The sequence below is a fragment of the Paenibacillus solanacearum genome, from assembly GCF_910593845.1.
In the GTDB taxonomy this organism is placed as follows: Bacteria; Bacillota; Bacilli; order Paenibacillales; family NBRC-103111; genus Paenibacillus_G; species Paenibacillus_G solanacearum.
The window spans coordinates 23,007-36,094 of sequence record NZ_CAJVAS010000036.1 but is presented as its reverse complement, the minus strand read 5'-3'; the positions used below and the strand labels follow the sequence as shown (position 1 = coordinate 36,094).

Annotated in this window: 12 protein-coding genes; all 12 read left to right on the top strand. The window is 52.6% G+C overall.

The annotated features are described in order from the left end of the window. Window positions 1-42: 42 nt before the first annotated feature. Complete coding sequence (locus KXG62_RS26215) at window positions 43-2,199, top strand: DUF2357 domain-containing protein (RefSeq protein ID WP_343223518.1); 2,157 nt, start codon at window positions 43-45, stop codon at window positions 2,197-2,199. A gap of 127 nt (window positions 2,200-2,326) precedes the next feature. Continuing rightward, window positions 2,327-3,010 (top strand): restriction endonuclease, encoded by a 684-nt coding sequence (locus tag KXG62_RS26210; RefSeq protein WP_218094991.1) that lies wholly within the window; start codon window positions 2,327-2,329, stop codon window positions 3,008-3,010. A 12-nt stretch (window positions 3,011-3,022) separates the two neighbouring features. Continuing rightward, complete coding sequence (locus KXG62_RS26205; RefSeq protein ID WP_218094990.1) at window positions 3,023-3,406, top strand: hypothetical protein; 384 nt, start codon at window positions 3,023-3,025, stop codon at window positions 3,404-3,406. Window positions 3,407-3,478: 72 nt separating this feature from the next. Beyond that, window positions 3,479-4,219, top strand: a complete 741-nt coding sequence (locus KXG62_RS26200; protein ID WP_218094989.1) for a Fic family protein — start codon at window positions 3,479-3,481, stop codon at window positions 4,217-4,219. Window positions 4,220-4,429: 210 nt separating this feature from the next. Beyond that, a complete protein-coding gene (locus KXG62_RS26195) occupies window positions 4,430-5,206 on the top strand; it encodes a threonine/serine exporter family protein (protein WP_218094988.1) in 777 nt (258 codons plus the stop codon). Beyond that, a complete protein-coding gene (locus tag KXG62_RS26190; protein WP_218095017.1) occupies window positions 5,206-5,646 on the top strand; it encodes a threonine/serine exporter family protein in 441 nt (146 codons plus the stop codon). Before KXG62_RS26195 ends, KXG62_RS26190 begins: the two co-directional genes overlap by 1 nt. 436 nt (window positions 5,647-6,082) lie before the next feature. Continuing rightward, a complete protein-coding gene (locus KXG62_RS26185) occupies window positions 6,083-7,120 on the top strand; it encodes an ABC transporter ATP-binding protein (protein ID WP_218094987.1) in 1,038 nt (345 codons plus the stop codon). Beyond that, complete coding sequence (locus KXG62_RS26180; RefSeq protein WP_218094986.1) at window positions 7,098-8,024, top strand: ABC transporter ATP-binding protein; 927 nt, start codon at window positions 7,098-7,100, stop codon at window positions 8,022-8,024. Before KXG62_RS26185 ends, KXG62_RS26180 begins: the two co-directional genes overlap by 23 nt. Window positions 8,025-8,045: 21 nt before the next feature. Beyond that, a complete protein-coding gene (gene opp4B / locus KXG62_RS26175) occupies window positions 8,046-9,014 on the top strand; it encodes an oligopeptide ABC transporter permease (RefSeq protein WP_218094985.1) in 969 nt (322 codons plus the stop codon). Between the two features lie 32 nt (window positions 9,015-9,046). Beyond that, the gene (locus KXG62_RS26170; protein ID WP_218095016.1) at window positions 9,047-9,949 is read left to right on the top strand and encodes an ABC transporter permease; all 903 of its coding nucleotides are present in this window, start codon (window positions 9,047-9,049) and stop codon (window positions 9,947-9,949) included. A gap of 15 nt (window positions 9,950-9,964) precedes the next feature. Beyond that, window positions 9,965-11,749, top strand: a complete 1,785-nt coding sequence (gene opp4A, locus KXG62_RS26165; protein ID WP_218094984.1) for an oligopeptide ABC transporter substrate-binding protein — start codon at window positions 9,965-9,967, stop codon at window positions 11,747-11,749. Between the two features lie 557 nt (window positions 11,750-12,306). Next, the gene (locus KXG62_RS26160; RefSeq protein ID WP_218094983.1) at window positions 12,307-13,086 is read left to right on the top strand and encodes an NUDIX domain-containing protein; all 780 of its coding nucleotides are present in this window, start codon (window positions 12,307-12,309) and stop codon (window positions 13,084-13,086) included. Window positions 13,087-13,088: the final 2 nt, after the last annotated feature.

The following is a 13,088-nucleotide window of genomic DNA, read 5'->3' as shown; positions in this document are numbered from 1 at the left end:
GGAGTGCTAGAGCCTTGGCAGAGCGGGAGCCCAAGCTTCCCGATGTTTTACGAGACACAATCCTATGAATTGGTTATTGAGAAGAAGCAAGATATTGCGTTAACGTTTCATCACGAGAATGTATACTTGCGTCATGCGGTAAAGCCGTTAGGTAGCATGATTTTATGCGGCATCCTGAACTTTCAGAATGAAGTGGGCCTTACGGAGCTTGAGCTCCGATCGAACGGGCAGCCGATGTTTCAACTGCAGCTCGAGGTTTTTCCTTCCAAAATGGATTACAAGCAAGATTACCAAATGATTCTTAACGATGTGAACCAGCAGATTTACAATCTTTCCTTTGATTTTTTGCGGAAGACATATCATTTAACGGGACTCAAAGAGACGAGAAACCAAAGCTTAACGGAGTTTTTTACGATTTTGCAGCATGTGTTTGATCAGCTGGTACAGGCGGTGGAGCGGATCAAGGCTTCGCCTCATGCACAGCTTCAAGTAGAGAATCGAATTGTCGATGCGTCTCGTGTGAAGAAGGCGGGAAAGGAAAATATCGCTTTTCTTACGAAACGCCCGCAGTTGTTGATTCCGGATGAGAAGCTGGGGATGATTGCCGCGCACGATCAACGGTTTCGCCCGAGTCACGCGTTGGAGACGAAGCGTCATGTGCATTACGATACGATGGAGAACCGATTCATTCGGTGGGTCCTGCTGCGCATTTCTACGAAGCTCAAAGACTTAAAAGTGCGCTTGATCGAAAAAAATCGTCTGCAAGATCCGCTACTGAACAAGCGGTTAAGCTATATGCAAACGCAATTACAGCGGTTGTTGAATTTGGATTTTCTCCGTGTCGGCGAGATGCGGCAGCTCTCGATTACGCTTGTATTGCAAATGGCCCCGGGTTATCGAGAAGTATACCGAAACTATTTGATGCTGATGAAGGGCTTGTCCATCCAAAGTGACTTGTTCCGACTGTCGATGAAAGATTTGGCCCAGTTGTATGAATATTGGTGCTTTTTGAAAATCCATGATTTGCTTAACCGGAAGTATGAACTTCTAAAGCAGGATATCATCAAGGTGAATCGCACCGGCGTATTTGTCACGTTGGACAAGTCGCAGCAGGCTCGAATGGTGTATCGAAATCCGAAAAACGATGAAATCTTTACGCTTTACTACAATACGCTTCCGAAAGGCGATCGAAGCCCAACGTTATCCCAACGACCTGACAATGTGCTAACGTTGAAGAAGAACGACGCCGCGGCGGAGTACAAGTATATTTTTGACGCCAAATATCGCTTGAACCCTGCTTACGAGGGAACGTTTTATTATGATAAGTACAAGCTGCCTGGGCCTGAAGAAGACGACATCAATACAATGCATCGATACCGAGATGCAATCGTGTACGAGGACGGGCAGAGTCGCGAGATGGAACGAAGTATGTTCGGCGCCTATGTGTTATTTCCTTACCACAACGAGGAGCAATTCCGTGAGCACCGTTTTTACAAAAGCATCGAGCTCGTTAACGTGGGGGCCTTCCCCTTTTTACCGAATTCCACGAAGCTGATGGAAGATTTTCTGGATGAGATCATTATGGACAGTCCGGAAAAAGCATATGAACGTTCTACAAGGCCACGAGGCACCAAGGATTACTACCGGAACAAGTTCACGGGTAAGAATGTGCTGGTCGGTTCGTTAAGGGAAGCATCGCAACTCGATGCGGCGTTGAAGTATGGGTTTTACCATGTGCCGCTCGCGAATATTTCAGACCATAAATTATTAACGCAATTCGAATATGTTGCTTTATACCAGTCGCGAGGGCGGTTTCAAGCGAACGGAGATGCCGGCATTCACTGGTATGGCAAGATCGCCGATTGGAAGGTCATCCGGCGTAAAGAAATTACGGAGCGCCCTGCCAGACGCGGTACGGAAGAACAGTTATACGTGAAGTTTACGGTAGAGAAATGGCTGAAGCGGGAGCGGCCCATCGTTCCTGGAGGCCGAGGGATTTATACGCTGCTGTATACCTCGAAGTATATGTTCGATCGCGCGCTTGAAATCGCAGAGCTGAAGCTGGAAACGGAAGAAGATCTGCTGCAATGGCGTGAGCAGCGACGGAGAGGGCCTGTGCATGTGGAGCTGGATCATGAACAGGTGGACTTGGCGAGCAAGGTCGTGGGCGTGCGCGTTGTGGAGCAGGGGGAGAAGTAGTGGGATTTAGGGACATTAGCTCTAAGGCTAATGTCCTTTTTTTATTTCCATATTATCCAAATGATATTATAATAGGAAAAAAGTCTTATTACCATGAAATATGGCCTATCATGTAGGAGGATAGCAAATGGCAAGAACGTATTATGCAGAAGGTAGACAAATAGCTAAGGGGATTCAAGCATTATTAATTTTGGCAGGGTTATCCCTCTTTTTTTACACCGATTTGAAGAAGATATGGTGGATGTTTTTTGTCATATTATTCGGAAGTGTTCTTGTCGGCGAGATCGTTGGAGCGATGTGGACAAAGAAGAAACGAATAGAAAAAAAGGAACGAGCATCGCAAGCGAAAAAAACAGTAGATCGTAAACCCGCTGTAAATACCGCAACAAAAACAACAAAATCAACGACAAACAAGAAGCTTTCCGATCATGATCTTCTTCGTGCCAATGTAGATGCGTTATCCGGTACGGATTTTGAAAGATTAATGGAGATGTACTACAAAGATCAAGGCTACAAGGTTCAGCGGACCGGAGGTTCCGGTGATCATGAAGTTGATCTGATCTTAAAAGGCAAAGAAGGCTACAAAATAGCCGTTCAATGTAAGCGCTGGAAACAAGATGTCGGAAACGATATCGTTCTACGATTGAAAGCTGGCAAACAGGTGCATGGGTGCTATGACGCATGGATCGTCACAACGAGTAATTTTACAACTGCGGCCCGAGAAGCAGCAGAGCGATTAAATATTAAGCTTATTAACGGATTAATCTTACATGACAAGCTGAAAAAGTGGAAATCGCAAAAAGCATTGTAAGGGGTGAATAAGGTGGCTCGAAGAAATAAAAAATCGATTTCTATGTTTTTGGTCAGCTTTTTGGGCGTGCTCGTGATGATGAAGGCTTTTACATGGGTTCTGAGTAAGAATATTTTAATTATGGAAATAAAAATTCCTGAGTTAGATTGGGCTATGGCTGTAGTTACTATTTTGTTAATGCTGCGTGTTGGATTCGTTCTCTGGAGGGTAAGAAGGCAGCGAACTGTAAGTTTAGAGAGTTTGCATGAAGACCCAGTTGGGACTGTGACGGTTGAGAACCATGAAGAATGTGCGAAATGCGGTAAAGCTGTAAGCAGTAAGGTAAAGCAATATTGCTTGGATCGCCCCGAAAAGTTTAAAGGAAATGTATACTGTTACGAACATCAATACCGTTAATGTTAAGGTGCGTTATAACCATCCTCTACTGTGATATAATGGTAATAACTATGCGGAGAGGAGGGGAAATTCATGAACTTTCAGATCATCGATGAGTTAAAGAAAGAGCTTGATCAGCTCAGGCCACTACCATCGGCGGCGGTGAAAAATTTGGATGAAGTATACCGGGTGGAGTGGACGTATAACTCAAACGCGATCGAAGGGAATACGTTGAGCCTTCTGGAGACCAAGCTTGTATTGGAAGAAGGGTTAACCATTGGCGGAAAAAAGCTGCGTGAGCATTTCGAAGTCATCAACCACTCCGAGGCGATAAGCTATGTACAAGATCTAGTCCGTCGAGACGTCGAGTTGTCGGAGTTCGCTATCAAATCCATCCACCAGTTGGTTCTTAAAAATATCGACGATGATAACGCAGGTCGCTATCGAACGATTAACGTTATGATTTCCGGCTCACAGCATACCCCTCCGCATTTTACGGTGGTTTCCGAAAGAATGGAGCAGCTGGTGAAATGGTACCACGACCGGAAAGACGAGCTCCATCCCGTAGAGCTTGCAGCGGCGTTTCATTTTCGGTTTGTCTATATTCATCCATTTACTGATGGCAATGGACGAACGGCCCGGTTGTTAATGAATCTAATTCTAATGAAGTATGGTTATCCCCCTGCTATCGTAAAAGCCGCAAGCGACACGCGGTTGAAATATTATGAGGCGTTAGAAACAGCTAGTATTCACGACGATTTGAGTTCCTTTCTCCAGCTCATAGCTGAGTGCGTTGAGGAGAGTTTACACAAATATATTGCTTCGGTAAAGTGAGCCATTAGAGTGCTCCATATATAGATAAACAATGAAGCGTTGGCTCACTGCCATCGCTTTTTCTACACCGCATTCCTTGAATTGCAGGATCTAGTCTGAACATCGCTCTAATGATATACTGTCATGAAGCTAGGCTGAACTACATTTTCCCAAACAAACGATTGCCTACATACAATCCGCTGCGGTAAAGGGGGCTGAGAGGAGAAACGAATGAACGCGATACCCGATACCACCTATGATATTGCACAAGTGTGTTTATTAGCGGGGAAGATCATTCTGGAGAACGGCGGGGAAACGTCGCGGGTGGAAGATACGATGACCCGCATGGCCGCTGCCTTCGGGTTTCCTGACGCGCATAGCTATGTTACGCCGACAGGCATTTTATTCTCCCTGGACGGCCCGGAGCAGGCGACCAGATTAATCCGCATCGCCGATCGTTCCACCGATCTTCGCAAGGTGACGGTCGTCAACGCGATCTCGAGAAGAATCAGTCTGGGAGAGCTTACGGCGGCGGAGGCGTACCGGCTGCTAAAAGAAGTCGAGACGGCGAACGACGGGTATACGACATGGTTCCGCATCGTGGCGGCGGCGGTGGCCAGCGGCTGCTTCTTGATCATGTTCGGCGGGAGCTGGCGGGATTTTCTCCCGGCCATGCTGTGCGGCGGTGCCGGCTTCTGGTTCGTCATTTATTTTCACAAGCTCATTCCGATCAAGTTTTTCGCAGAATTTCTGGCTGCGCTGGTGACCGGCGCGACGGCGTCGCTGCTGCTGCAAACAGGACTTGGCCACGATCTGGAGAAGATGATCATCGGCTCGGTCATGCCGCTCGTGCCGGGGCTTCTGATCACGAATGCAGTTCGCGATTTAATGTCGGGTCATCTCGTGTCCGGCATTTCCAAGGGAGCGGAGGCGTTCCTGACCGCTTTTGCCATTGGAGCGGGTATTGCCTGCATTCTCTCGTTTTACAAAGGGGAGGGGATCGCATGATGATGCTCGAACAGCTGTTGACCAGCTTTGCCGCGTCCGCTGCGTTCGCGATCTTGTTCCAGGCGCCGCGGCGCACGCTGCTGCAGTGCGGCTTTGTCGGCATGGCCGGCTGGCTGCTGTATATATCGTTCATGGACATGTCCACCGACCCGATTCTGGCGACGCTGTACGCCTCGTTCTTCATTACAGTATTGAGCCTTCTCTTCGCCAAATGGTACAAAACGCCGATCATCGTGTTCAATGTTGCGGGCATCATTCCGCTCGTCCCCGGAGGGCTCGCCTACGATGCGATGCGAAACGTCGTCGAGAACCGGTACGACATCGCGGTACAGCTCGGATTTAAGGCCTTCTTGCTGTCGGGCGCGATCGCGGCGGGGCTCTTCTTCACTGAAGTGATTAACCAGATCATTATGAGGCTGAAAGCGCGGCGGGAGACATGACGCAAGTCTCTCCCGGTGGATCGATCGGCGGCGCAATCGCGAGGCGGTGCAGCCATCGCAGCTCGTAAGGGAAGAGCCTGCTGCTAACCAAGGGGCTCTTCAGGAAGAAGCGCTGCCTCCCGACGCGCACTCGCGCGAATCCCGGATGCGCGTTTCGGCGCTGCGCGGTGGTCGGCCGGACCCCACGCAGCAGCCGCAAGACCTGATCCGTACTGCACCGCATGAACGGGCATACCACGAATATCGCCTCTTTGCTTAGAAAATAAGCGGAGGCTTTTTTTGTTTAAGTATAAACGATCGGCCGGCCATATGATAAAATAGACGTACAATATTTTCCTCTATTCCCATTCCCGCTTGCAGGCTCCCCTTCACGTGCAGACAGCTTTGCGGCCTGCGGCGGTTTCCTACCCTATACGCGCGAGAGAAGGGGACGCCTTTGTTTACGCCAACGCAACCCGTATTGGAAGTGAAGGAGCTGCGGGTTTCTTTCCGCATTCAAGACAAATACTATGCTGCTGTCGACGGTGTGTCGTTAACGGTTCATCCGAATGAAGTGCTTGCCCTTGTGGGCGAGTCCGGCTGCGGGAAGAGCGCGCTCGCGCTGGCCATCGCCGGGCTGCACGAAGCGGGCAGAACGAGGGTGGAAGGCTCCGCTATGTTCCATGGCGCCGACTTGCTGACGCTGCCGTCGAATGAACTGAACGCGATTCGCGGCAAGCACATCGGCATGATCTTTCAAGACCCGCTGACCGCGCTCAATCCGCTCATGACGGTCGGCCGGCAAATCGAAGAAAGCTTGGACTACCATACGAAGCTGTCATCCGCAGCCAAACGGCAGCGCGCATTGGAGCTGTTGGGGCGGGTCGGCATGGCGGACCCGAAGCAGGCCTACGCCCGCTACCCTCACGAGCTGTCCGGCGGCATGCGGCAGCGCGTCATGATTGCGATCGCCATCGCCTGCGAGCCGCATCTGCTGATCGCCGATGAGCCGACGACGGCGCTGGACGTCACGATTCAGGCGCAAATGATGGATCTGCTCCAGGAATTGCAGCAGCAAACAAACGCCGGCATTTTGTTCATTACCCATAACTTCGGCCTCGTCGCCGAAGTGGCCGATCGCGTGGCGGTCATGTATGCGGGCGAGATTGTGGAGCTGGCGGATGTCCATACGCTGTTCGACCGGCCGCTGCATCCGTATACGCGTTCGCTGCTGCAATCGATTCCTTCCCTTCATACTCCGAAACAACCGCTGCATGTCATCCAAGGGATGGTCCCGCCATTGCATCAACAATCCAGAACAGGCTGCCGATTCCAGCCGCGCATTCGCTGGATCGCCGACTCCGAGCACGAGGCGGATCCGGCGCTGCGCGAGGTCGAACCCGGACATTGGGTCCGCTGCACCTGTTACCGGCATTTCCGTTTTCCACATGAGTTCGCGGGAGGTGCAAGCGATGGCGCTGCTGACCGTGTCTGATTTGAAAGTGCATTATCCCGTACGCGGCGGCTTCTTCCGAAGGGTGGTCGGCGAGGTGAAAGCCGTCGACGGCCTCAGCTTCGAGCTGCGGCGCGGGGAAACGTACGGCCTCGTCGGGGAATCCGGCTGCGGCAAGACGACGACCGGCCGGGCGATGATCGGGCTGACCGAGGCGACGTCCGGGAGCATTTCGTTGGAGGATCACGCGCTGACGAGGCGCTACCGACGCGAACATCCGCAGTACCGCAAAGACATCCAAATGATTTTCCAAGACCCGTATTCGTCACTGAACCCGAGGAAGCGGGTGCTGGATATTGTGGCGGAGCCGCTGCGCAACTTCGAACGACTGTCGCCGCAGGAAGAGAAGATGAAGGTGCAGCAGTTCATGGAGCGGGTAGGGCTGCACCCGGAAGCGATCTTGAAATACCCGCATGAGTTCTCCGGCGGTCAACGGCAGCGGATCGGCATTGCCAGGGCGCTGATGCTGAATCCGAGGATCATCATTGCGGATGAACCCGTCTCGGCGCTGGATGTGTCCGTACAAGCCCAGGTGCTTAATTTCATGAAGGATATCCAGCAGGAATTTCAGCTTACGTATTTGCTGATCAGTCATGATCTGGGCATGATTCGGCATATGTGCGACCGGATCGGCATTATGTATCGAGGCAGGCTGGTCGAGGAGGGAACGGCGGACGATCTGTTCCAGAGCGCGCAGCATAGTTATGCCAAGCGGCTGATCGCGGCCATCCCGAATTTGAACCCGCATGAGCGGCAGGAGCAAAAAAAGCTTCGACAGCACATGGAGCGGCAGTTCGAGCAGAGCCGCGAGCATGACTTTGACCAAGAGGGACGCGCGCATCCGTTGAAGCGGCTCTCGGATACGCATTATGCCGCGATCCTATAAGAGAGGGGGATGGGATAACCGATGTGGACTTTTATTTTGCGGCGGCTGTTGACGATGATCCCCCAATTGTTTCTATTGAGCGTGCTTGTCTTCCTGCTGGCCAAAGCGATGCCCGGCGACGCCTTGACCGGCCAACTTGTGAACAATCCGCAGATGGACGCGAAGACGCTGAACGAACTGCGGCAGAAGCTCGGCTTGACCGATCCGCTTTACGTCCAGTATGGGCACTGGATCGAGCGTCTGCTCCATGGCGATCTCGGCCTTTCGTACATTCATCAGCAGCCCGTCACCGACCTGCTCGCCGGTAGGATGGGGAATACGGTATTGCTGTCCGCCTGCATTCTGGTCTTGACGTATCTCATCGCAGTGCCGCTGGGTGTTGCTTCCGGCCGATGGACCGACTCGGGGGCCGACAAGCTCATTGTCGGGTACAGCTATGTCAGCCTGGCGACGCCGTTATTCATTTTTGCCATCGTCATGCTGTTCGTGTTCGGCTTCGCGCTGGGCTGGTTCCCTACGGGCGGCAGCGTCGATGTGCAGGCGGAGCAGGGGACCTTCGCTTACTATGTCGATAAAATGCACCATCTTGTTCTGCCCAGCTTGTCGGGAGCGCTCATCGCCACGGCGGGCTTGATCCTGTATTTGCGCAATGAAATTATCGAGACGAAAATAAAAGATTTCGTCAAGACGGCCAGAGCCAAAGGCGTGCCGGAATCGCACGTTTATTCGCGCCATATCGTGCGCAACTCTTTTTTACCGATCGCCGCCTTTCTGGGGTACGAGATTACGGGGTTAATCGGCGGGTCGATCTTCCTGGAATCGATCTACAGCTATCCGGGGATGGGCCAGCTGTTCCTTCAGTCGATCACGCAGCGCGACTACAGCGTCGTCACTGCGCTCGTCATGATCTCGGGACTGGCCACGCTGCTCGGAACGTTGCTGTCGGATATTATTCTAAGCGCCGTAGACCCGCGCATACGAATGGAATAGCGGGATAGGAGGACAAGAACGTGAACACCACCATCGCAAGCGACCGGGAGCAGGAAGAGGCGGCATCGGCCGGCAAAAGTCCTTCCGCACTCTCCATTCTGTGGCGCGAATTAACCAAAGACACGCTGGCCGTCGTTTCCCTGTGCCTGCTGCTGCTCATTCTGGCCGTCGTCTATATCTCATCGCTGTTTCTGGACCAGGAAAGCATCGTCAAGGTCGATCTGCTGTCCATCTATGCGCCGCCATCTGCGGATCATTGGCTTGGCACCGACTACGGGGGACGCGACATATACGGGCAGCTGATCATCGGCGCGCGGAACTCGTTTTCCATCGGTCTCGCGATTACGCTCATTACCGGAGTCATCGGTCTTGCCGTCGGCCTGACCGCGGGGTATTTCGGCGGTATGCTCGATCATCTCATCATGCGCGTGATCGATTTTATTCTCGTGCTGCCGTTCCTGATGCTCGTCATCGTCTTCATTGCAATCGTGCCGAAGCATAATGTAGGGACGTTTATCGTCATCATGAGCGCCTTTCTATGGACGGGCAAAGCGCGGCTCATTCGCGCCAAGACGCTGGCGGAGCGCGAGCTCGATTATGTCAGCGCCTCGAAGACGCTTGGAACACCCGACGGGCTCATTATGGTGCGGGAAATATTACCTAATCTAAGCTCGATCATCATCGTGAACTTGACGCTCAATCTGGCGGGCAACATCGGGATCGAATCGGGTCTGAGCTACTTGGGCTTCGGCTTGCCGGAGAGCACGCCGAGTCTCGGCACGCTCGTCAGCTATGCAACGAACCCGGTCGTGCTGCAGGGCAAATGGTGGATTTGGGCGCCGGCCGCGGTGCTCATACTGGTCATGATGCTATGCATCAATTTTATAGGTCAAGCGCTGAAGCGCGCAGCGGATGCGAGACAGCGATTAGGATAAGAGGGGGAGATCGTGATGAAGAAATCGTACTGGATTTATGTCGGCGTACTAGCTGTCCTGATCGTTGCGGTAGCAGTGTACGTCAGCTCCACCGGAGGCCGTTCGGGCAAAGGTGACGGCAGCAAACCGGCTGCGGCCAAAGAAAACATTGGCAATTTCCCGATGGATGTCAAGAACGGCGGCGCCATCGTCGAAGGCGTGCTGAATTACGGGCTTGTGTCGGATACCCCGTTCGAGGGGACGCTGAACTCGGCATTTTACACGGGCGAGCCGGATGCGGAAATATTGCAGTTTTTCGAGGAATCGCTCTTTTACGGCAATGGCGATTATGAAATTACGAATGACGGCGCGGCCACGTATGAGCTATCGCCGGACCGCAAAACGATGACGATCAAAATTAAAGACAACGTCCGCTGGCAGGACGGCGTGCCGGTCAAAGCGGAAGATCTGGAATACGCCTACCTGATTATCGGCAGCAAAGATTACACCGGCGTCCGCTACGGGAGCGCGCTCTTTCAGGACGTCGTCGGCATGGAGGATTACCACAGCGGCAAGGCGGCGAGCATCTCCGGCATCAAAGTGCTGAACGACAAGACGCTCACGATTACGTGGAACCATGCGAATCCTTCGCTGCTGACCGGTATATGGGCGACGCCGTTTCCGAAGCATTATTTGAAGGACATTCCGATTTCGCAGCTGCCGCAGTCGGATAAAATCCGCAAAACGCCGATCGGCTTCGGTCCGTTCAAGCTGAGTAAAATCGTTCCCGGCGAGTCGGTCGAATTCGTCCGCAACGAAGATTATTGGGCCGGCAAGACGCATTTGAAGGGCGTCATCGTCAAAGTCGTCAGCCCGCAGGTCGTCCTGCAATCGCTCAAAAAAGGACAGATCGACGTCGCCACCTTCCCGACCGATCAGTATCCGACGGCCAAGGATACGAAGAACGTGCAGTTCATCGGCAAAATCGACCTGGCTTACAACTACATCGGCTTCAAGCTCGGCCGTTGGGATGCGGCCAAACAGCAAAGCGTCATGGACAATCCGAAGTTCCAGAACAAGCAGCTTCGCCAGGCGATGGCTTACGCGCTTGATAACCAATCCGTAGGGGATAAATTGTACCACGGCTTGCGCTTCCCGGCGACGACGCTGATCCCGCCTTCGTTCCCGGGCTACCACGATACCACTGCGAAGGGCTATCCGTACGACCCGGAAAAAGCGAAGAAGCTGCTCGACGAAGCCGGCTACAAGGACCGCGACGGCGATGGGCTGCGCGAAGACCCGACCGGCAAGAAATTCCCGATCCGCTTCCTGTCGATGAGCGGCAGCGATGTCGCCGAGCCGCTGGCCAAATTTTATATCCAATGCTGGAGAGCCATAGGGCTCGACGCCCAGCTGGTCGACGGGCGGCTGGCGGAGTTCAATTCGTTCTACGATATGGTACAAAAAGACGATCCGAAGGTCGATATTTTCGCCGGGGCTTGGGGAACGGGCTCGGACGTAGACCCGTACGGACTGTATGCGCGGGACGTTATCTTCAATTACACCCACTGGGTCAGCGACAAGAACGACGATCTGCTGGCCAAGGGCCATTCGGAGCAAGCGTTTGATAAATCGTACCGCAAAGACATTTACAACCAGTGGCAGGCGTTGATGAGCGAAGAGGTGCCGGTCATCCCGACCTTGTACCGCTCGGAAATTTACGCCGTGAACAACCGGGTGAAAAACTTTACCGTCGATCCGAACTCCAAGCTGACGTGGAAGGATGTCGGCGTGACCGCGGAGAAGCCGCAGGTGGAGTAGTGTTGAGGCTGTGCAGGATATTTAGGGAATGGTTGCAAGTTGGGAAAGGTGAGCAAGGGATCTTATTAGATACTAATATCGCTATTGCGAACCTTATCAACGAAGGAATTGTAATTGATTTTATTCAGCAATAATTTATTGTCATGAGCCGTCTCTATATGTTAAATGGAGGCGGCTTTTCTGTTTATGGTTTAAATTGGAAATGCTTAAATATTAGATGCACTTGAAGTATGTTGGAAAAGTTGAACATAGAGCAAGTGGAAAGAAACTCACGGTCGTTTCGCAAGATGCCAAAAGAAATCGAAGTCCACTATTACGGGATATCAAGCAAAAGCTATCGCCCAAGAAAGACGCATTAACTTCATGGGAGCCGAATAAAGCGTGTTCAGTGGAGATTCCTGACACATGCTCGAATTTTAACATTGCAATCATCGACTACTTCTTATCCATAACTGCCGCAAAATAGGCTTTTGCGGCGCTTGACATTTTTAATAAAAATGTCATAATGATAATATCAAATCGAAATACACAAACCTTAACGGCAGGCAGGTGAGGTCATGGCCCGAAACGAGAGCAGCGAGAACGAGTCCAACTACACGGCGAGCAAATACCGGACGCCGGACGGCGCGCCGAGCGATATCGTGATCTTCACCATTACTTCTACGGAGAAGAATACCGCGAAGAAGGCGCTCCCGGTGCGCGAGCTGCAGGTGCTGCTCATCCAGCGGAAGAGCTGGCCGTATGAAGGGCAATGGGCTTTGCCCGGCGGATTTTGCAAGGAGTCGGAGAGCATGTACGAATGCGCGCGGCGGGAGCTGCGGGAGGAAACCGGCGTGGCGGACGTTCACATGGAATACTTGAACGTATACAGCAAGCCGGGGCGCGACCCGCGAGGCTGGATCCTCTCTCACGCCTTCTGCGCGTTAGTTCAGGAGAAGAACCTCACTGCCCGTCGGGCGGATGACGATGCCGCGGACGTGAAGCTGTTTCCGGTGGAGGAAGCGCTCCGCATGGAGCTGGCGTTCGACCATAGGGAGATTTTGACCGAAGCGCTGCAGCGAATTCGTTACCAAATGCTGACGACGACGATCGCACGCGAATTTCTCCCGGAGGAGTTCACGATTAGCGAGCTGTATCAAGTGATCCAAACCGTAGTCCCGGATTTCGAGGAGAAGAACTTCTTTCGCAAAATCACTTCTACGCAAAGCCGCAAGGGCATTATCGAGGAAGTAACAGACCGCCAGGGAGAGCCGAAGCTGTCCAACCGCTATTCTCAGCGGGCTGCGCAGCTGTACCGGTTTACCGATGTGACGCCGCAGCTGTCGATATACAGCTAAGG